This is a genomic window from Saccharopolyspora cebuensis (assembly GCF_039542665.1).
Lineage (GTDB): Bacteria > Actinomycetota > Actinomycetes > Mycobacteriales > Pseudonocardiaceae > Saccharopolyspora > Saccharopolyspora cebuensis.
On sequence record NZ_BAABII010000003.1, the window covers coordinates 323,612 to 342,730 of the forward strand.

A 19,119-nucleotide genomic window follows, 5' to 3' on the forward strand; every position below is an offset into this window, starting at 1 on the left:
CGTGGCGAAGCTGAGCAACGAAGAGCTGCTGGACGTCTTCAAGGAGATGACCCTCCTGGAGCTCTCCTCCTTCCTGAAGGAGTTCGAGGAGACCTTCGACGTGACCGCCGCCGCCCCGGTCGCCGCCGTGGCCGCCCCGGCCGCCGGTGCCGCCGAGGAGGTCGAGGAGCAGGACGAGTTCGACGTCGTCATCGAGGGCGCGGGCGACAAGAAGATCCAGGTCATCAAGGTCGTGCGCGAGATCGTCTCCGGCCTGGGCCTGAAGGAGGCCAAGGAGCTCGTCGAGGGCGCCCCGAAGGCCATCCTGGAGAAGGTCGACAAGGAGAAGGCCGAGGAGGCCAAGGGCAAGCTGGAAGAGGCCGGCGCCTCGGTCACCCTCAAGTGACCACGAGCTGACGCTCTGCCGAAAGGGCGGGCACCCCGCGCGGGTGCCCGCCCTTTCACATGTCCGGGGGCGGACGAACACGCCCACCCACCACCCGCCCGGGTGGGATCTCCCCGAGCGAGGGGCGCGCACGACGTCGCTCACCCGTTCGGGAAGTAGGTGAGGGGCCCCCTTGTCCGAGTTACTTGGGCAAGGGGGCCCCTCACTCCGTTCCCGAACGGGTGTTGGGGGTGGGGGAACGGGGTTCGGGCGGCCCGGGGGTGGCGGGTGGTGCGGGGTGGTGGTGTCGGGTTCGGGGTGGAAGTGGTTGGGGGTGCGGGGATTTCGGACATCCGGGTGGGTTCGGGCGGTGGCCGGGCGTGAAGTGAACTCGTGAGTAACCTCGCCGCGCCGTGCTCGTTGCACAGGTGTGACGCCGCTGACGTTCGTTAACCGCGTCACGTATGCCAAGCTGCCGAACCGGGGCGCGACCCCGAACGGGTGAATCTGCACGCGGAGGTGCCGATGGGCGTCGAGGTGGTCGTCGAGGGGCTGTCGAAGTCCTTCGGCCCGCAGACCATCTGGCGGGACGTCACGCTGACGCTGCCGCCCGGTGAGATCAGCGTGCTGCTCGGTCCGTCGGGCACCGGCAAGTCGGTGTTCCTGAAGTCCCTGGTCGGCCTGCTCAAGCCCGAGGAGGGCCGGGTGCTGATCGACGGCGTGGACGTCTGCACCTGCTCCGAGGGCGACCTGTACGAGGTGCGCAAGCTGTTCGGCGTGCTGTTCCAGGACGGCGCGCTGTTCGGGTCGATGAACCTGTTCGACAACATCGCCTTCCCGCTGCGCGAGCACACCCGCAAGAGCGAGTCCGACGTGCGCGCGGTGGTGCTGGAGAAGATGGAGATGGTCGGCCTGCTCGGGGCCGAGGACAAGCTCCCGGGCGAGATCTCCGGCGGGATGCGCAAGCGCGCCGGGCTGGCGCGGGCGCTGGTGCTGGACCCCGAGATCATCCTGTTCGACGAGCCGGACTCCGGCCTCGACCCGGTCCGCACCGCCTACCTCAACCAGCTCATCGTCGACCTCAACGCGCAGATCGACGCGACGTTCCTGATCGTCACCCACGACATCGGCACCGCCCGCACGGTGCCGGACAACATCGGGATGCTGTTCCGCCGCAACCTGGTGATGTTCGGGCCCCGCGAGGTGCTGCTGACCTCCACCGAGCCGGTGGTGGAGCAGTTCCTCAACGGCCGCAGGCAGGGCCCGATCGGGATGAGCGAGGAGAAGGACGCCGGGCAGGCCGCGGCGGAGCTGGCGGCGCTGCGCGACGGCGAGGCCGGGGTGCCGCACATCGTGCCGCAGCTCGACGTCACCGAGGGGATGCCGGAGCGCTCGGCGGTGCGCCGCCGCCAGGACCGGGTGATGCAGCGGTTCGGGACGCTGCCCGAGCAGGCGCAGCAGGAGATCGCCAAGGCGCTCAGCCCGCGGGAGCGCGCCCGCTACTTCGGCGACCCCACCGGGTCGTGGCCGACCGGGCCGGTGCTGGCGCCGCAGCAGGTGGCGCAGGTGACCGCGCCGACCCCGCGGCCGAGTCCCGAACCCCGCGCCGGGGCGCGGACCCCGGACGCGCCGCCGGAGGAGGGCGCGCGGCGCCGCTGGTTCGGGCGCAGGCGGGGTGGTGACCGGTGAGCGCGCCGACCTTCCCGGGAGCGGGTGGGCTGCGCGAGACCGGCCGGTTGTTCGCCCTGGCCCTCGACGTGCTGCGCGCGCTGCCCAAGCGCCCGTTCCAGATCCGCGAGTTCATCCAGCAGTGCTGGTTCATCGCCAGCGTGACGATCCTGCCGACCGCGCTGGTGGCGATCCCGTTCGGCGCGGTGATCGCGTTGCAGCTCGGGTCGCTGACCCGGCAGATCGGCGCGCAGTCGTTCACCGGGGCGGCCAGCGTGCTGGCGATCATCCAGCAGGCCAGCCCGATCGTGACCGCGCTGCTGATCGCGGGCGCGGGCGGTTCGGCGATCTGCGCCGACCTCGGGTCGCGCAAGATCCGCGACGAGATCGACGCGATGGAGGTGCTCGGCGTCTCGCCGATCCACCGCCTGGTGGTGCCGCGGGTGCTGGCCGCGATGCTGGTCGCGGTGCTGCTCAACGGCATGGTCAGCGTGGTCGGGGTGATCGGCGGCTACACCTTCAACGTGATCATGCAGGGCGGCACGCCCGGCGCCTACATGGCCAGCTTCAACGCGCTGGCCCAACTGCCCGACCTGTGGATCAGCGAGGTGAAGGCGCTGGTCTTCGGCTTCCTGGCCGGTGTGGTGGCGGCCTACCGGGGGCTGAACCCGCCGCCCGGCCCGAAGGGCGTGGGCGATGCGGTGAACCAGTCCGTGGTGATCACGTTCCTGCTGCTGTTCGCGGTGAACTTCATCCTCACCACGGTGTACCTCCAGGTCGTGCCGCCCAAGGGGATGTGATGGTGACCTTCTCCCAACGGGCCCGGCGCGCGGCCCGACGTCCGCTGGAGGTCCTCGACGACCTCGGCGACCAGATGTCGTTCTACCTGCGCGCGCTGGCCTGGATCCCGAAGGCGGTCACCCGCTACGCCAAGGAGACGCTGCGGCTGCTGGCCGAGGTGAGCTTCGGCAGCGGGGCGCTGGCGGTCATCGGCGGCACGGTCGGCGTGATGATCGGGCTGACCCTGTTCACCGGCACCGTGGTGGGCCTGCAGGGCTACGCGGCGCTGAACCAGCTCGGCACCTCGGCGTTCGCCGGGTTCATCTCGGCGTACTTCAACACCCGGGAGATCGCGCCGCTGGTGGCGGGGCTGGCGCTGTCGGCGACGGTGGGCTCCGGGTTCACCGCGCAGCTCGGCGCGATGCGGATCTCCGACGAGATCGACGCGCTGGAGACGATGGGCGTGCCGAGCCTGCCGTACCTGGTGACCACGCGGATCGTCGCCGGGTTCGTCGCGGTGATCCCGCTGTACGTGCTGGGGCTGCTCACCTCCTACCTGGCGGCCCGCGCGGTGACGGTCTACGTCTACGGCTTGTCGGCGGGCACCTACGACCACTACTTCAACCTGTTCCTGCCGCCCGAGGACGTGCTGTGGTCCTTCGGCAAGGTGCTGGTGTTCGCGGTGGTCGTGATCATGACGCACTGCTACTACGGCTACCGGGCCAGCGGCGGCCCGGCGGGGGTCGGCGTGGCGGTGGGGCGCGCGGTGCGCACCGCGATCGTCACCACGGCGCTGCTGGACTTCTTCCTGAGCCTCGCGATCTGGGGCACCACGACGACGGTTCGGATCACCGGATGAGCGCCCGAGGAGCCCTGACCGCGGTGCGGCGCCGACTGCTGGGCGTGGCGCTGCTGCTGGTCATCGCGCTGTTCCTGGCCACCACGATCGCCTTCTACCAGAAGGCGTTCACGCCGACCGTGGACGTGGTGCTGCGCGCGGAGTCGGCGGGCAACCAGCTGCTGCCCGACTCGGACGTCAAGGTGCGCGGCATGATCATCGGCCGGGTCACCGACATCGAGTCCACGGGAGACGGGGCCAGGATGGAGCTGGCGCTGGAACCGGACAAGGCCGAGCAGCTCCCGGCCAACGTCACGGCGCGGCTGCTGCCCCGGACGCTGTTCGGCGAGCGCTACGTGTCGCTGCAACTGCCGGAGCGGTCCGCGGGGACGCTGGCTTCCGGTGACGTGATCCAGCAGGACCGCTCGGCGGCGGGCATCGAGCTGGAGCAGGTGCTCTCCGACGTGATGCCGGTGCTGCGGGCGGTGCACCCGGCCGACCTGGCCAGCACCCTCAACGCGCTGGACCAGGCGCTCGAAGGCCGCGGCCGGGAGCTGGGCGAGACGCTGTCGCGGCTCAACACCTACCTGGACGGGCTGAACCCGGCGCTGCCGGACCTCCAGGCGAACCTGCGGGAGCTGGTCGGGGTCGCCGAGACCTACGAGCAGGCGGCGCCGGACGTGCTGGCGGCCCTGGAGAACTTCAGCACCACCTCGCGGACCCTGGTCGACCAGCGCGAGGAGCTCACCGCGCTCACCACCCAGCTCACCACCACCTCCGGTGACCTGACCGGATTCCTGCGCGCCAACCGGGAGAACCTGATCGGGCTGGGCGAGGGCGCGCGGCCGACGCTGGACGTGCTGGCCAAGTACTCCCCGCAGTTCCCGTGCTTCCTCGGCGAGATGGCGGAGTTCACGCCCAAGCTGCGGGAGGTCTTCGGCGAGGGCACCGACGAACCGGGCCTGCACATCACGCTGGAGGTCGTCGCGCACCGGGGCAAGTACGTGCCGAACCGGGACGAACCGGAGTTCGCCGACAAGCGCGGGCCCCGCTGCTACAACCTGATGCCGCTGCCCAACCCGATCCCGGAGTACCCGCCGGACGGGCCGTTCAAGGACGGGTCGGTGCCGCCGCCCGCGTCCCGGCCGATCGACGGGGGCCTGAACCCGCCGGCGATGGGGGAGCAGTACCTGCCGCAGGGCCCGGCGAGCACCTCGACGCAGTCGGCCGGGCTCGGCCTGGCGAACTCGCCCGCCGAGCAGGACCTCGTCTCGTCGCTGCTGGCCCCGGCCGTCGGCCGGTCGGCGCAGGACGTGCCGGACTGGTCGTCGCTGCTGGTCGGACCCCTGCTGCGCGGAGCGGAGGTGAGCTACCGGTGAACGGACGCGGCATCACCGGACCGCTGGTCAAGTTCCTGGTCTTCGTGCTGGTCACGGTGCTGGCGACCGGGCTGCTCGTGATGACCATCGCCAACCAGGACCTGCGCGCCTCGCAGAGCTACGCGGCGCGGTTCACCGACGTCACCGCGCTCAACGAGGGCGACGACGTGCGCATCGCCGGGGTGAAGGTCGGCGAGGTGGAGAGCATCGAGGTGGTGGACCGGCGCCTCGCCGAGGTCCGGTTCAACGTCGCCGACCGCACGCTGCCCGCCTCGGCCACCGCGTCGATCAAGTACCGGAACCTGATCGGCCAGCGCTACCTGTCGCTGGAGCAGGGGACCGGTGCGCAGCGCGGGACGCTGGACCCGGGCTCGACCATCCCGCTGGAGCGCACCCGGCCCGCGCTGGACCTGACGGTGCTGCTCGGCGGGTTCAAGCCGCTGTTCCAGGCGCTCTCGCCGAGCGACGTGAACAAGCTGTCGCACCAGATCATCCAGGTGCTCCAGGGCGAGGGCGGCACGGTGGAGAGCCTGCTCGCCCACACCGCCTCGCTGACCTCCACGATCGCCTCCCGCGACCAGGTGATCGGCGAGGTGGTCACCAACCTCAACGGGGTGCTGGACACCGTCAACGCGCGCGACGAGCAGCTCTCCGGGCTGATCGCGCAGTTGCAGCAGGTGGTTTCCGGGCTGGCCCAGGACCGGGAGTCGATCGGCTCGGCGATCACCGCGATGGACGGGCTGACGAACACCACCGCGGGGCTGCTGCACGAGGCCCGGCCGGGCCTGCGGCAGGACATCATCGGCCTCGGCGAGGTGGCGAGCAACCTCAACGACCACGAGCGGACGGTGGAACGGGTGCTCCAGAACATGCCGCACAAGCTGGAGACCATCGGCCGCACCGCCAGCCACGGGTCGTGGTTCAACTTCTACCTGTGCGAGGCGGGCGGCACGGTCGGCGTGGGCGAGCTGAACGTCCGGCTGCCGTTGGCGCCCGTGACCCAGCCGAGGTGTCAGCGATGAAGTCGTTCTCCCAGCGCGATCCGCTCACCATCGGCATCGTCGGCATCCTGGTGCTGGCGCTCGGCTTCGCCTTCGCGATGAACTTCGAGCGGCTGCCGCTGTTCGGCGGCACCGTCTACCAGGCGCACTTCACCGAGGCCGCCGGGCTGCGCGCCGACGACGAGGTGCGGGTGGCCGGGGTCAAGGTCGGCTCGGTGTCCGACGTGGAGCTCGACGGCGGTCACGTGCTGGTGAGCTTCCGGGTCCAGGACGCGTGGCTGGGCGACCGGACCACGGCCGCGATCAAGATCAAGACGCTGCTCGGGCAGAAGTACCTGGCGCTGGACCCGCAGGGCGGCCGGGAGCTGGACCCGTCCGCGCCGATCCCGGTGCAGCGGACGCTGTCGCCCTACGACGTGATCGAGGCGTTCAGCGACCTGTCGACCACGGTGGACCGGATCGACTCCGAGCAGCTCGCGCGGAGCTTCCGCACCCTGTCCGACACCTTCGCGGGCACCCCCGACGACGTGCGCGGCGCGCTCGACGGCCTGTCCGCGCTGTCCGACACGATCGCCAAGCGGGACGCCGAGCTGGACGAGCTGCTGGAGCACACCGCGAAGCTGTCCGGGACCGTGGCCGACCGCAACGCCGAGTTCGAGCGGCTGCTCGCCGACGGCAACCTGCTGCTGCGCGAGGTCCGGGAGCGGCGCGACTCCATCGCCCGGCTCCTCGACGGCACCCGCGCGCTGTCGGCGGAGCTGCGCGGGCTGGTGGCCGACAACGCCGCCCAGCTCGGGCCGACGCTCCAGCAGCTCGACAAGGTCACGTCGATGCTCCAGCGCAACCAGGACAACCTCGACCGCAGCATCGAGATGTTCGCGCCCTTCACCCGGCTGTTCGCCAACGTGCTGGGCAACGGGCACTGGTTCGACACCTACATCTGCGGGCTGCTGCCGCCCGCCGTCGGGCCGATCAACCGGGAGGGGTGCCAGCCGTCATGACCGCGGTCCGCAGCGCGACCCGTCCGCTGGCGCTGGCCATCGTGCTGGTGCTGGCCGCGACCCTCGCCGTGTGGTGGGTGTTCAGCGGCGCCGCCGAGCGCCGGGTCACCGCCTACTTCGGCGCGGCGGTCGGCATCTACCCCGGTGGTGACGTGCGGGTGCTCGGCGTGCCGGTGGGCACCGTCGAGGAGGTGGTGCCCGAGGGCACCCTGGTGCGCGTCGAGCTGGCGCTGGACCCCGAGGTGGAGGTGCCCGCCGACGCCGGGGCGGTGTCGGTGTCGCCCAGCGTGGTCAGCGACCGCTACGTGCAGCTCGCGCCGGTCTACCGGGGCGGTCCGCAGCTCGCCGACGGCGCGGTGATCCCCAAGGAGCGCACCGCCACCCCGGTGGAGATCGACCAGGTCTACCGCAGCCTCAACGACATCACCGCCGCGCTGGGGCCCGAGGGCGCCAACTCCGAGGGGGCGCTGTCCGAGCTGCTCAAGACCGGCGCGGCGAACCTGGAGGGCAACGGGGAGGCGTTGTCCGAGACCATCCGCAACCTGGGCGAGGTGGGCACCACGCTGTCCGGCAACGACGAGCAGCTGTTCGCCACCGTCGACAACCTCCAGCGGTTCACCTCGATGCTGCGGGACAACGACGCGCAGGTGCGGGAGTTCAGCGGTCAGCTGCGCGAGGTCAGCTCCTTCCTGGCGGACGAGCGCGAGGACCTCACCGCCTCGATGGCGGAGCTGGCCATCGCGCTGGGCGAGGTGGAGACCTTCGTGCGGGACAACCGGGAACTGCTGAAGTCCAACGTGGACCAGCTCAACTCGGTCGCCGAGGTCCTGGTGCGCCAGCAGGAGGCGCTGGACGAGTCGCTGCGCAACGCCCCGCTGGCGCTGGGCAACCTGAACAACGCCTACAACGGCGCCAGCGGCACCCTGGACACCCGGGCGAACATCAACGAGCTGAACCAGCCGCCGCTGGTGGCGGTGTGCAAGCTGCTCGACCAGACCAACCCGGTGGACGTGCCCGACGAGCTCGCGGGCACCTGCGACTCGCTGCGCCCGGTGCTGGAGGGCGCGGTCCCGCTGCCCACCCCGGCCGAGACCATCGGCGCGCTGCAGAACGGCGAGCTGCCCGAGATGCCGCTGCCGCTGACCCCCGGAGGTGCGCGATGAGGATGAGAGGTGGGGGTCGGTTCGTTTTGCGGAGCGGTGCGGGTGGCGGAACCTCAGCGGCCTTCTCGCTCCGGGCGCCCTTCTTGATGTATGCCAATACACGGCATCAGGGCGTCCTCGCGAGAAGGCCGCTGAGAACCCGCGGCGGTGCCGGTGGCGAGGGTGGCGGAGCGGCTGCGGCGCTTCCCGGCGGGCGACCTCGGCGGTTCCGGCGGTTCGCCTCGCTCGCGGTGGCGGGGTTGCTGCTGCTCACCGGCTGCGGTTCGCGCGGCGTCTACGACCTGCCGCTGCCCGGCGGCGCCGACCTCGGCGACGACCCGTACCAGGTGACGGTCCGGTTCGCCGACGTGCTCGACCTGGTGCCCAACGCCGGGGTGCGGGTCAACGACGTGCCGGTCGGCCGGGTCTCGGACATCAGGCTGGCCGGGGACTCCTGGCAGGCCGAGGTGGTGGTGCAGGTCAACGGGGACGTCGAGCTGCCCGCCAACGCCACCGCCCGGCTGCGCCAGTCCAGCCTGCTCGGCGAGAAGTTCGTCCAGCTGGCCGAACCGGCGCCGCCGGAGCAGCCGACCGGCAGGCTCGCCGACGGCGCGGTCATCGACGCGTCCCGCACCGGCCGCACCCCCGAGGTGGAGGAGGTGCTCGGCGCGCTGTCGCTGCTGCTCAACGGCGGCGGCGTCGCGCAGATCCAGAGCATCACCCAGGAGCTCAACGCCGCGGTGGACGGCCGCGAGTCCGACATCCGCAGCCTGCTGTCCAACGTGGACGAGCTGGTCGCCGGGCTGGACGCGCAGCGCGGCGACATCGTCCGCGCGCTGGACGCGGTGAACCGGCTCAGCGCCGAGCTCAACGCGCAGCGGGACAGCATCGACGTGGCGCTGCGCGACCTGGAACCGGGGTTGAAGGTGCTCGACGAGCAGCGCGGCCAGCTCGTCACCATGCTCGAATCCCTCGACGAGCTCTCCGGCGTGGCCACCGACGTGGTGGTGCGGTCGCGGGAGGACCTGGTGCACAACCTCAACCAGCTCGCCCCCACGCTGCGCCAGCTCGCCGCCGCCGGGGAGAACCTGCCCAAGTCGCTGGAGCTGCTGCTGACCTTCCCGTTCCCGGACAACGCGGTCGAGGGCATCGGCGGCAGCGACTACACCAACCTCTACGCCAACGTCGACCTCAACCTGACCAACATCCTGGACAACCTCGGCCGCAGCAGGCAGCCGATCGTCCGGCTGCCGGACGCGGTGCGCGAGCCCCCGCTGCCGCTGCCGCTCACCCCGCCGGAACGACCGGCGCCACCGCCGCCGGAGCAGACCCCCGAGCCGGAGCAGGGCGACTCGGGCGGGCTGCTCGACTGGTTGGGAGGCCGCTGATGCTCGTGCGCAGAGTCCGCGTCCAGATCCTCGCCTTCGTGCTGATCGCGCTGGTCGGGGTGAGCTACGCGGGGTTCCGGTACGCGGAGCTGGACCGGCTGTTCGGCTCGCGCGGCTACGAGGTGACGCTGCGGCTCGCCGACTCCGGCGGCATCTTCCAGAACGCCGAGGTGACCTACCGGGGCGTGCCGGTGGGCCGGGTCGGCGAGCTGTCGCTGACCCGCGACGGCATCGAGGTGCCGCTGGACATCGAGGACGCGGCGGAGCCGATCCCCGCCGACGTGGAGGCGGTCGTGACCAACCGGTCGGCGGTCGGCGAGCAGTACGTCGACCTGCGCCCGCGCCGCGACGGCGGGCCGTTCCTGTCCGGCGGCTCGGTGATCGAGCAGGAGGACGCCCGGACGCCGCTGCCGGTGGAGGAGCTGATGCTCAACCTGGACGCCTTCGCCAAGTCGGTGCCCGAGGACGCGCTGCGCACCGTGGTCGGCGAGCTCGGCACCGCGTTCCGGGGCAACGGCGGCAACCTCCAGACCATCCTGGACACCACCCAGGAGTTCACCGCGACCGCGCAGCAGCACCTGCCGCAGACCCTCCGGCTGCTGGAGGACGGCCGGCAGGTGCTGGCCACCCAGAACGAGCAGGGCTCGGCGATCCGGTCGTTCAGCGCCGACCTGGAACTGCTGTCGGCCGAGCTGGCCCGCTCCGACGGCGACCTGCGCGCCCTGATCGAGCGGGCGCCCCCGGCCGCGCGGCAGGTCAGCGGGTTCCTCCGGGAGAACGACCAGCTCGGGCCGCTGCTGGCCAACCTGACCAGCACCTCGCGGGTGCTCTCGGACAACCAGGCGGGCATCGAGCAGCTCATGACCCTGTACCCGGCGGTGGTCGCGGCCAGTGGCACCGTCGTCCCCGGCGACGGGACCGCGCACTTCGGGCTCGTGCTCAACGTGTTCGACCCGATGCCGTGCACCGCGGGCTACGAGGGCACCGAACGCAGGGCCGGCAACGACATGGTGCCGGTGCCGCTGAACACCGAGGCGCACTGCGCCGAACCGCCGGGCAGCGACACGTCGGTGCGCGGCGCGCAGCACGCACCCGGGCAGTGAGGAGGAGACATGCCGACCGCGAGGACCGGCGGCATCGCGACCAGGGCGGTCGCGGTGCTGTTCACGCTGAGCCTGGCCGCCTGCCTGGTGCTCGGGTTCTCCTGGTGGCGGGCGGCCGGTGACCCGGAGGTGGCCTACGCCGCCGAGCGGGACCGGGCGCTGCACGACGGCAGGGCCGCGATCATCAGCTTCAACACCCTGGACCACCGCGACGTGCCGGGCGGGCTGGACCGCTGGGAGCGCGACTCCACCGGCCCGCTGCGGGAGGAGATCAAGCAGGGCCGCCAGCGCTACGCCGAGCAGATCGAGCGGGCCGGGAGCACCACCGAGGCGCAGGTGGTCGACGCCGGGCTGACCCAGCTCGACGCGCGGGCCGGCAAGGCCGAGATGCTCGCCGTCGTGCGGGTCACCGTCACCGTCCAGGGCCAGCCGCCGTCGACCAAGCAGGACCGCTACCACGCCGAGCTGACCCGCGAGGGCGCCGTGTGGAAGCTCAGCAACCTGCAGGCCGTGCCGGTCGGCTGACCGAACCGAGGAGTGGGAGAACCAGTGCCCAGCAACCGCCCGAGCCGCCCCGCCACGCGGCGCACGCGCGTGGCCGGACTGCGCAACCGCGACCAGCGGCCGGTGACCCCCGAGGCGAGCACCACCATCGCCACCGAGGCGAGCACCACCGACGCGACCGAGGTGGACGCGGTCGTGGCCTCCGAATCGGACACTGCCGCCGCCACTGAGACGGGCGCCGCCGATGCGACAGAGGCGAGCGCCGCCGATGCGACCGGGACGAGCACCGCCCTGAACTCCGAGGCGGGCACGGCCGCCGCCGAGACGGACACCGGCGCCGCTTCCGAGTCGGGCTCCGCCGCGACCCGCGAGACGGGCACGACCGCCGCCCCCGAGGCGGCCACGACCGTCGCCTCCGAGCCGAGCACCGCCGCGACTCCCGATGCGGGCACCGGGGACGCGACCGAATCGGGCACCGCGGACAGCGCCCGCACCGAGGAGTCGGAGTACGCCAAGCGGTTGTTCGGTACCGCGAATGGTTCCTCGACCACGCGGATCCCCGTCCCCGTGGTGCAGACCGGTCCCGAGCCCGCCGAGCCGGACGGCCGGTCGTGGGGGCCACGACCGTCCCGCGGCCTCCTCGGCCTGCTGCTGGTGGGAACGGTGCTGTGCACCGCGCTGGCCGGGTGGTTCGGCTACGAGTGGTACGCGGTGCAGCACACCGGCCCGGCCGCCAACCAGGCGCTCGCCTCCGCGGGCACCACCAGCGAGGTCAACGGCCAGATCAGCGACGCCGTGGAGCGCCTGTTCTCCTACGACCACCGCGACACCGCGGCCACCGAGCGGGCCGCCGACGAACTGCTGGTCGGCGACGCGGTGCGCCAGAAGTACGACGAGCTGTTCGCGCCGGTGAAGCAGCAGGCCCCGGTCCAGCAGATCGTCGTCACGGCCACGGTGAAGAACAGCGCGGTCACCTTCCTCCAGGACGACCGCGCCGAGGTGCTGCTGTTCGTCGACCAGCACGCCAAGCGCGCCGCCGACCCGGAACCCAGCATCATCCCCGCCCAGGTCGCCATCGGAGCCGAGAAGCACGGCGACACCTGGAAGGTCCACCGCATCACCCTCCGCTGACCCCACGAGCGCCCCAGCCGAAGCCCCCGCTCACCCGGACGAGCGCTGAGTGAGGGGCACCCTTGCCCAAGTAACTTGGGCAAGGGTGCCCCTCACCTGGGACGCATCACCCGGAAGTGATGGACGACGGTGATCACGGCGTGGTGCCGACGGCTCAGGGTGCGGGGATGGCCGACCGGTGGGCGCGATCCCGTGCGGTGCTTGTGGTCGGTGTTCGTCGTGCGGCGTCGAGGTAGGCGGTGATCAGCGGGATTTCGTCGGTGGTCCAGGTCGACGGGGGCGGCAGCGGTCGTGCGGTTTCGGCGGGTTTGGGTGGGCCGGTGGCGTTCGTGGCTTGGTAGAACTCGCGCTCGGTGCCGCGGGTGGCGACGCAGGATTCGCAGGGCACGTGCTCTCCGGGACGGATCGCGTCGAGCCGAGTGGTGCGCGCCCAGTCGCCCCGGAGCGGGTGTCCGCACACCGCCAAGCCGGGTGTCGTGCTCAGGTGGCACCGCGTCTGGTCCGGCGAGATCACCCAGTACGCGGCTACTCGTTCCGGTTGGGCCACGTGCCCGGATGCCGGTGCGACACTGGGCGGGGGCTGGTCTGGGAGGTGGTGCTCGGTCATGCCCAGCACGAGCGCGATCAGCAGCAGTAGCCCGTCGAAGACGACCAGGCCGCTCATGGCCGTACCGGGTTGCTGTCGATGACCAGCGGGGCGCCGGTTCCGGCGGCCTCGTGCAGCCGGGCCGCCAAGAGTTCGGCGGTGCGGGCCTGTTCGGTGAGTTGCGCCGCGGTGGGCCGGTAGCCGCATTCGAGGTTCTGGGCCATCGCCCCGAGCCCGATCACGGCCGCCTGCATCGTCAGCAACAACCTCCGGAGGTCGTCGCTCATCGCGCACCCGCCCACCGCGACACCACCGCCGGGCCGCTGCCGGGCATCGGCACCCCGGCCAGTTCGTGCGCCTTCACGTCGCACCGCGGGCAGGTCCACCACAACCACGCCTGCGCCGAATCGACCGCCTCCACACCCGCCCCGCACAACGCCACGACCCGCTCGCCGTGGCGCCACCCCGGCGCCGCCGTCGCATGCCGCTGCCCCGCAGCAGGAACCCAGCTGAACGGATAAGGCCGCCACGTTGCGCCCGACGTATTCCAAACCATGCCTGGCACCTCCGCGTGCAGACCGGGACGCGCTTTTTGCGCACGCCTCAACACTGTTCGGACCGGCAGCACGTGCCGATACAGAAGACGGGTCATCCGGAGTCATCGCGGGGCATCACGGGGCAGGACCGACGAAGGTGTCCCTCCTGGTGAATACACTCCGCGCATACGAGGAGGCTTTCCGTGGCCATACCGAACGAGCTTCTCCGCGCGGCACGCGAGTCGTCGCCGTCTCGTATCCTGCCCGGGGAACCGATGTCCCGTTCCGAGCTCGCGGATGCTGCGAACGAGTACCTGTTCACTACGACAGGCGAGCGCTACGACCTCGACCGTCACCAGATCGCGCGCTACGAACGTGGCGAAGTGCGGTGGCCTAGTGCCCCCTACCGGACCGCTCTGCGCGCCGTGCTCGGTGCTGACAACGATGCTTCCCTCGGCTTTACTCGCGGTAGCCGCTCGTCAGCCTCAACAGTCGCCCTGCCAGGCGGGGCAACATCGGAGGGTTGGGAAGCTGCGAGCGTCATCGCGACCGCCGAGGAAATGACGAGGCACGACGTGACGCTTTCCCGACGCCAGGCAATCACCGCCGCCGGTGGATTCGCCGCGGGTGCGGCCCTCACCGACCCGCTGCAAGCGTGGTTGACGCCCCGCGTCGCAGTGGCCAGGGGCACGGTCCGTCTCAACCCTGTCGAAGTCGCGACGTGGGAGGAGATCGTCACCCGCCTCCGTCGTTGGAGCGCGGAACCTGCCGGAATGCTGTTGCGGAAAGCAGCGATAGCGCAGCTCAGCGACGTCAATGACCAACTCCGCGAGGTGGGTTCCGGTCCGGAGGCACGACGAGGATTCCGGGTTGCGGCGGAGTTGGCCAGTATCACCGGCTCGATGTCCTGGGACGCCGGATTGCATCCTGCTGCCCAGCGCTACTACACACTGGCCGTCCAGTACGCGAAGGTCGCCGATGACCCGGCCCTCGCTGCGAGGTGCCTGGCCGCGTTCGCCCGCCAGTGCTTCGACCTCGGACACCCCGATGACGGGCTCGAACTCGTCCAGCTAGCCCAGTATGGAACCCGCAAGGTCGCGGACCCGGGGCTGCGTGCACTCCTGGCAACACGCGAGGCGTGGGCGTACGCCCAGCTTGGACAGCACGCACCATTCCGCCGCGCCGTTCTCCTCGCTGAAGACCACTTCGCGGAGTACACCGAATCCACCGGCGAACGTTCCGCCTACGGGCTCGACCGGGCCGAGCTACACGGCGTGATTGGTGCCCGGTACCGCGACCTTGCCAAACACGAACCCACGCATGCCGAAGAGGCACGCCGCCACATCACGGCCGCCCTGGAACTCCGTGACTCCGGGAGACCACGCAACAGGGCCTTCGATCTGATCGCTCTGGCGCGTGTTCACCTGATCACCGCAGAGCCCGAGCACGCCTGCGAACTGATTCACCAGACCTTGGCGTTGGCCTCGGACTGGTCGAAGGGCAGGGTGGGTACGAAGCTGCGTGACTTCCACGGGGAAGCTGCGCACTTCGGCGCGCTCCCCGCCGTGCGGGAAACCCGCGACCGCATCGCCGCCGTCCTGACCGCCTGACCTGGAGGGAATCCGTTGCCCCGCATCGCCATCACCGGGCACAGCAACCTCACCCCGGACACCGCCGGGCTCGTGCGCGCGGCGCTGGGCCGGGAGCTGGGCCGGTACGACCCGGGTGGGCTCGTCGGCGTCACGTGCTTGGCGCGCGGGGCCGACCAGGTCTTCGCCCGCGCCGTGCTGGACCTGGGCGGTGCGGTCGAGGTGGTGCTGCCCGCCGCCGACTACCGGGCGCGCAAGGTCGGGGCCGACAACGCCGTCGAGTTCGACGCGCTGCTCGGCGCCGCGGCCTCGGTCGTCACCCTGCCGTTCCCCGAGTCGAACCGGGACGCCTACCTGGCGGCGAGCGAGCACGTCCTCGACAGCGCCGAGGCCGTGCTCGCCGTCTGGGACGGCCGACCCGCCGACGGGCGCGGCGGCACCGGTGACGTCGTCGAGGCCGCCCGCGCCCGCGGGCTGCCGGTCACCGTGGTCTGGCCCGAGGGCGCCGAGCGGGGCTAGCCGTCACGGGCCGACGTGGACGTGCCCGGCCCAGCGGGTCGGATCGCCCGGGAACTCGGCGCGCACCCGCTGCGCCGCGCCGTGCAGCGCGAAGGCCGAGCCGTCGGTCTCGAACCCGTCGGAGCCGAACACCTCGGCGTAGACGTCGGCGTGGACCTGCGCCCCGCAGTCCTGCTCGACGTCCCACAGGCTGCCGATGACGTGGGTGAACCCGGCGAAGCCGAGGACGGCGGCCAGCGTGGTCGCCGCGGCCGAGGGCGTCTCGGCGGCGGTCGCGCACCGGCCGAGGTAGGCGAACTCGGAGCGGTCCAGCGCCACCTGCCCCAGCTCCACCGCGCCGACCGAGCGCTGCGGCGGCTCCCGGTCCAGCACCAGCCCGGCGGCCGGGCGGGACGGGAACTGCGAGCTCGGTTCGCAGACGTGCAGCCACGGGTGCTCCGGCATCATCCGCAGCAGCTCCAGGGCGTGCGTGCTCTCCACCGAGGCGATCTCGGCGCCCGGCCAGCGCTGCGCGAGCACCTGGTTCTGCCGGGGCAGCTCCCAGGACACCGCGTTCGCCGACCCGGCGGCCACCAGCGGGCTGCCGCCGTCGGGCAGCGGGCGCGACCGGGCCCGCAGCAGGCAGCTCAGCGTCGGGGTCGACGAGGACACCACCCGGTCCAGCGCCCCCTCGCCGCCGCGCGGGGCCGCGGCGTGCAGCGGCAGGAACGCGGCTTCGCCGAAGGCGCTCCACCACACCCGCGGCCAGCGCTCCCGGGGCGTCCCGAGGTAACCCATCCGGTCCAGCACCGGCCGCACCACGCTCCGCCAGGTCCAGTCGAGCACGTCGGTCGCGGTGCGGGCGTCGCCCTGCTGCGCGGCGGTGAGCAGCGCGGCGGACTGCTCGGCGGCCGACTCGGGGCTCGCGCCCGGCAGCGGCACCAGCAGCACCCGGCCGCCGATCACCACCAGCGCATCGCTGCGGTACCGGCTCAGGTTGAGCAGCACCGCCAAGCCGTCCTCGGCCCCGCCCGCCAGGTCGGCGAACGCGGTGCGGCGCAGGTGGTCCGGTTGCACCGCGCGGGCCTCGGCCAGCAGCGCCTCCCACGCGCGGACCAGCCGGACCCGGTCCGCGCCGTCGCCCGGCTCGCCGACCGGCCGGTCCAGCAACCGGCGCAACCGGACCGCCTCGTCGGCGAGGTCGGGGTGGGTGCGGTGCAGGATGCCCAGCTCCCCACCGGTGGGCAGGTAGTCGGCGAGGATGGCCTCCCGCCCCTGCTCCACCAGCTCCACCGCCCGCTCCGGGTCGCCGCTCTCCACCGCGCAGGCCGCCGCGTCGGCGGTGATCGCCGCCCAGCGCTGCTGCTGCGCCGCCGAGGCGACCACCCGCTTGCCCCGGGTGACCAGGGGCAGCAGGCCGACCGCGGTGCCCAGCGACTCGGTGGCCTCGGCCCAGCGCTGGCCCTGCGCGGCGAGCCGACCGGCCAGCGCCGCCGCCCGCAACCGCTGGTCGGCGGGGGCGGTGGCCTGCTCGGCGGCCTCGGTGAGGACCTTGCGCGCCCACCGGTAGTAGCGGCGCCGCCCGGTCCGGTGGTGCACCGCGCGCAGCGCGCGGCCGAGCTGGATCGCCGCCGGGGCGCGTTCCGGGGCCGACTCCGGCAGCGCCTCCAGCGTCCGGTCCAGCAGTTCGATCGCGGCGTCGAGCTCCCGGGAGCGGCCGGTGGCCTCGTGCCGGTGCACCGCGACGATCCCGCGCTGGGCGTCGGCGGCGAGCCGCAGCGGCGAACCCGCCGGGACGTGCCCGGACACCTGCTCGCAGAGCTCGGCGGCCTGCTCCAGGTCGGCGACCTCGCCGGCGACGCCGAACCGGTCGACGAGCGAACCGGCCAGCGCGCACAGCGCCCGGCCCCGGTCCTCGCCCGCGGGGTCGGCGCCCAGCGCGGACTGCCCGGCGCGGACCGCGGCGTCCAGCGCCTGCGCCCCGCCGCCGTGCTGGTAGTGCCTGCGCAGCAGGGTCCCGTAGGCGGAGAGGGCGACCGCCCGCTCCTCGTCGTCGGCGGTCAGCGCGCGGACCGCCGGGGCGATCGGGCGCAGCACCCGGCGCAGCTGCGTCGGCTCGCCGGTGGCGTCGACGTGCGCGGTGGTGGCGACCGCCAGGTGCCGCACCGCCCGGCCGAGCAGCGGGTGCCCGGCGTCGAGCACCCCGAGCACGCCGAGCAGCTCGCCGATCGCCGCCTCCAGGTCGGCCAGGTCGCCGCTGTGCTCGAAGCGCAGCCGCTGCGCGTGCGCGAGCCGGCACAGCGCGTCCCGCCGGGGTTCGCCGTCGGCCAGCGCGTCGGCGCCCGAGCCGAGGTGCTTGATCGCGTCGTCGAGGTCCTCGGCCCGGCCGTCGCGCTCGTACCGGCGCAGCAGCGCGCCGCCGAGGTTGATCAGCAGGTCGCTGGTGCCGGGCTCGCGGGCGGGGGAGAGCCGGACCGCCTCGCGCAGCACGTCGATGGACTCCTCGTCGGAGGCCGTGTCGGCGGCCAGCCGGGCGTGCTGGGACAGCGCGGTGGCCAGCCGGATCAGCGCCATCACCCGCCGCGGGTCGCGCGCGGACGTGCCGCGGACGGCTTCCCGGGCCACCCGCGCGCTCTCCAGCGCCGCGCCGCGCTGATCGGTCTTGGCGGCCAGGTCGCCCAGCGCGAGGGCCAGGTTGCACCGGTAGAGGACGAGGTCGCGGTCCTCCTCGCGGGCGCCGGTGGCCGCCGAGCGGTAGTAGGCGATGGCGTCGTCGAGGTCCTCCAGGTCGCCGGTGCGCAGGTGGCTGAGCTGGGCGGCGCTGCCGAGGTTGTTGAGCACCCCGGCGCGGGCCGGGTCGCCTTCGGGCAGCACCCCGGCGGTCACCCGGAAGACCTCGGTGACCCACGGCAGCCGGGTGAAGTCGAGGGTGGCGACGATCTCGTTCATCGCCGCGATGGCGTCGGCGTAGCGCTGCTCGGCGGACGGGCGCTGCCCGCCCTGCTGCGGGGGCGGTGGCGGGGTCCCCTGCTGCGGGGCGGGCGGCTCGGGGGCGTCCTGGCCGGGGACCGGCTCCTGCTCGCCGGAGAACCAGCTCGACCCGGAGCTCCCCCGGTCCTGGCCCGACGTCCGGCGCTGGAGCCCGCCGAACCGCTCGCCTGCGCGGCTCGCGTCGTCTGTCATCAGTGGCTCTCCATGACTTCCTGGCGGCACGTGGGTGGCGGTCGGCGGCGGGCGCGGGTGCGGACCGGGCGGTCCCGCGCGCCGCCGGCGGACGCCGACCGGATCTTCCGGTAGCGCCAAGTTACTCCTCGGTCGCGCACCGAATCACCGGATCGCTACTCCCGGCCGAACCGGGCGGCCGAATGGATCAACGGTATTCGCAAGATCATTTCGCGATTCGCCGATCCCGCGGTAGCCGAATGCGACGGATCGTGCCGATTCGGCCACCCGGAGTCGTGGTCGGTCCAGAATCGTCGCGGCGCGCGGGCCGGTCGAATTCCTCCCGCGAATCCGGTTCCGGAGAGGCTCCCCGGAGGTGTGACGCGGTCGACCCGGGGCGCCGCCGAGCGGCCCCCGAGGGGCCCGCCGAAGGGTCTAGCGCGCCTCCC

18 protein-coding genes are annotated in these 19,119 nt (G+C 72.6%); 14 read left to right on the plus strand and 4 right to left on the minus strand.

What is annotated here, in order from left to right:
- Position 1 precedes the first annotated feature (1 nt).
- The 12 genes from rplL to ABD976_RS04455 all read left to right on the plus strand — a co-directional run bounded on the left by rplL (position 2) and on the right by ABD976_RS04455 (position 12,299).
- A complete protein-coding gene (gene rplL / locus ABD976_RS04400; protein ID WP_345357479.1) occupies positions 2 to 385 on the plus strand; it encodes a 50S ribosomal protein L7/L12 in 384 nt (127 codons plus the stop codon).
- 504 nt (positions 386 to 889) lie between these two features.
- Entirely contained in the window at positions 890 to 2,053 is a 1,164-nt protein-coding gene (locus tag ABD976_RS04405) for an ABC transporter ATP-binding protein (protein ID WP_345358715.1), read from the plus strand.
- A complete protein-coding gene (locus ABD976_RS04410; RefSeq protein ID WP_345357482.1) occupies positions 2,050 to 2,832 on the plus strand; it encodes an MlaE family ABC transporter permease in 783 nt (260 codons plus the stop codon). The genes ABD976_RS04405 and ABD976_RS04410 overlap by 4 nt, the downstream gene beginning before the upstream one ends.
- Complete coding sequence (locus tag ABD976_RS04415; RefSeq protein WP_345357485.1) at positions 2,832 to 3,671, plus strand: MlaE family ABC transporter permease; 840 nt, start codon at positions 2,832 to 2,834, stop codon at positions 3,669 to 3,671. The genes ABD976_RS04410 and ABD976_RS04415 overlap by 1 nt, the downstream gene beginning before the upstream one ends.
- A complete protein-coding gene (locus ABD976_RS04420; RefSeq protein ID WP_345357488.1) occupies positions 3,668 to 5,029 on the plus strand; it encodes an MCE family protein in 1,362 nt (453 codons plus the stop codon). Before ABD976_RS04415 ends, ABD976_RS04420 begins: the two co-directional genes overlap by 4 nt.
- Positions 5,026 to 6,051 carry an MCE family protein gene (locus ABD976_RS04425; protein ID WP_345357491.1) on the plus strand — a complete coding sequence of 342 codons (1,026 nt, stop codon included), beginning with the start codon at positions 5,026 to 5,028 and terminating at the stop codon, positions 6,049 to 6,051. Before ABD976_RS04420 ends, ABD976_RS04425 begins: the two co-directional genes overlap by 4 nt.
- Positions 6,048 to 7,031 carry an MCE family protein gene (locus tag ABD976_RS04430; RefSeq protein WP_345357494.1) on the plus strand — a complete coding sequence of 328 codons (984 nt, stop codon included), beginning with the start codon at positions 6,048 to 6,050 and terminating at the stop codon, positions 7,029 to 7,031. Before ABD976_RS04425 ends, ABD976_RS04430 begins: the two co-directional genes overlap by 4 nt.
- Complete coding sequence (locus ABD976_RS04435; RefSeq protein ID WP_345357497.1) at positions 7,028 to 8,194, plus strand: MCE family protein; 1,167 nt, start codon at positions 7,028 to 7,030, stop codon at positions 8,192 to 8,194. Before ABD976_RS04430 ends, ABD976_RS04435 begins: the two co-directional genes overlap by 4 nt.
- Positions 8,195 to 8,424: 230 nt before the next feature.
- Positions 8,425 to 9,561: an MCE family protein gene (locus tag ABD976_RS04440; protein WP_345357500.1), complete on the plus strand. Its 1,137-nt coding sequence runs from the start codon at positions 8,425 to 8,427 to the stop codon at positions 9,559 to 9,561.
- Positions 9,561 to 10,664, plus strand: coding sequence for an MlaD family protein (locus ABD976_RS04445; protein WP_345357503.1), 1,104 nt, complete (start codon positions 9,561 to 9,563; stop codon positions 10,662 to 10,664). Before ABD976_RS04440 ends, ABD976_RS04445 begins: the two co-directional genes overlap by 1 nt.
- A gap of 9 nt (positions 10,665 to 10,673) precedes the next feature.
- Positions 10,674 to 11,189: a hypothetical protein gene (locus ABD976_RS04450; protein ID WP_345357506.1), complete on the plus strand. Its 516-nt coding sequence runs from the start codon at positions 10,674 to 10,676 to the stop codon at positions 11,187 to 11,189.
- Positions 11,190 to 11,213: 24 nt separating this feature from the next.
- The gene (locus ABD976_RS04455) at positions 11,214 to 12,299 is read left to right on the plus strand and encodes a hypothetical protein (RefSeq protein ID WP_345357509.1); all 1,086 of its coding nucleotides are present in this window, start codon (positions 11,214 to 11,216) and stop codon (positions 12,297 to 12,299) included.
- Positions 12,300 to 12,453: 154 nt separating this feature from the next.
- Here ABD976_RS04455 and ABD976_RS04460 read toward each other — a convergent pair whose 3' ends face one another.
- From ABD976_RS04460 to ABD976_RS04470, 3 genes are read right to left on the minus strand one after another with little or no spacing between them, the layout of a single operon-like run.
- Positions 12,454 to 12,963 carry a hypothetical protein gene (locus ABD976_RS04460; protein ID WP_345357512.1) on the minus strand — a complete coding sequence of 170 codons (510 nt, stop codon included), beginning with the start codon at positions 12,961 to 12,963 and terminating at the stop codon, positions 12,454 to 12,456.
- On the minus strand, positions 12,960 to 13,172 hold the full coding sequence (locus ABD976_RS04465) for a hypothetical protein (RefSeq protein ID WP_345357515.1): 213 nt from the start codon (positions 13,170 to 13,172) through the stop codon (positions 12,960 to 12,962). The genes ABD976_RS04460 and ABD976_RS04465 overlap by 4 nt, the downstream gene beginning before the upstream one ends.
- Positions 13,169 to 13,537 (minus strand): HC3 family zinc finger protein, encoded by a 369-nt coding sequence (locus ABD976_RS04470; protein WP_345357518.1) that lies wholly within the window; start codon positions 13,535 to 13,537, stop codon positions 13,169 to 13,171. The genes ABD976_RS04465 and ABD976_RS04470 overlap by 4 nt, the downstream gene beginning before the upstream one ends.
- Before the next feature lie 87 nt (positions 13,538 to 13,624).
- Between ABD976_RS04470 and ABD976_RS04475 the strand changes: the two genes are divergently transcribed.
- Both ABD976_RS04475 and ABD976_RS04480 read left to right on the plus strand, forming a co-directional pair.
- On the plus strand, positions 13,625 to 15,031 hold the full coding sequence (locus ABD976_RS04475; protein ID WP_345357524.1) for an NsdA family TPR-like regulatory protein: 1,407 nt from the start codon (positions 13,625 to 13,627) through the stop codon (positions 15,029 to 15,031).
- Positions 15,032 to 15,046: 15 nt separating this feature from the next.
- A complete protein-coding gene (locus ABD976_RS04480; protein WP_345357526.1) occupies positions 15,047 to 15,529 on the plus strand; it encodes a hypothetical protein in 483 nt (160 codons plus the stop codon).
- Positions 15,530 to 15,532: 3 nt separating this feature from the next.
- Here ABD976_RS04480 and ABD976_RS04485 read toward each other — a convergent pair whose 3' ends face one another.
- Positions 15,533 to 18,691 carry a CHAT domain-containing protein gene (locus ABD976_RS04485; protein ID WP_345357528.1) on the minus strand — a complete coding sequence of 1,053 codons (3,159 nt, stop codon included), beginning with the start codon at positions 18,689 to 18,691 and terminating at the stop codon, positions 15,533 to 15,535.
- Positions 18,692 to 19,119 lie beyond the last annotated feature (428 nt).

Bases quoted from the DNA above. Each gene is read 5' to 3' on its own strand.
- ABD976_RS04430 (WP_345357494.1), top strand. From the start codon at position 6,048: ATGAAGTCGTTCTCCCAGCGCGATCCGCTCACCATCGGCATCGTCGGC.
- ABD976_RS04445 (WP_345357503.1), top strand. From the start codon at position 9,561: ATGCTCGTGCGCAGAGTCCGCGTCCAGATCCTCGCCTTCGTGCTGATC.
- ABD976_RS04460 (WP_345357512.1), bottom strand. From the start codon at position 12,963: ATGAGCGGCCTGGTCGTCTTCGACGGGCTACTGCTGCTGATCGCGCTC.
- ABD976_RS04420 (WP_345357488.1), top strand. From the start codon at position 3,668: ATGAGCGCCCGAGGAGCCCTGACCGCGGTGCGGCGCCGACTGCTGGGC.
- ABD976_RS04465 (WP_345357515.1), bottom strand. From the start codon at position 13,172: ATGAGCGACGACCTCCGGAGGTTGTTGCTGACGATGCAGGCGGCCGTG.
- ABD976_RS04470 (WP_345357518.1), bottom strand. From the start codon at position 13,537: ATGACCCGTCTTCTGTATCGGCACGTGCTGCCGGTCCGAACAGTGTTG.
- ABD976_RS04415 (WP_345357485.1), top strand. From the start codon at position 2,832: ATGGTGACCTTCTCCCAACGGGCCCGGCGCGCGGCCCGACGTCCGCTG.
- ABD976_RS04485 (WP_345357528.1), bottom strand. From the start codon at position 18,691: ATGACAGACGACGCGAGCCGCGCAGGCGAGCGGTTCGGCGGGCTCCAG.
- ABD976_RS04405 (WP_345358715.1), top strand. From the start codon at position 890: ATGGGCGTCGAGGTGGTCGTCGAGGGGCTGTCGAAGTCCTTCGGCCCG.
- ABD976_RS04450 (WP_345357506.1), top strand. From the start codon at position 10,674: ATGCCGACCGCGAGGACCGGCGGCATCGCGACCAGGGCGGTCGCGGTG.
- ABD976_RS04435 (WP_345357497.1), top strand. From the start codon at position 7,028: ATGACCGCGGTCCGCAGCGCGACCCGTCCGCTGGCGCTGGCCATCGTG.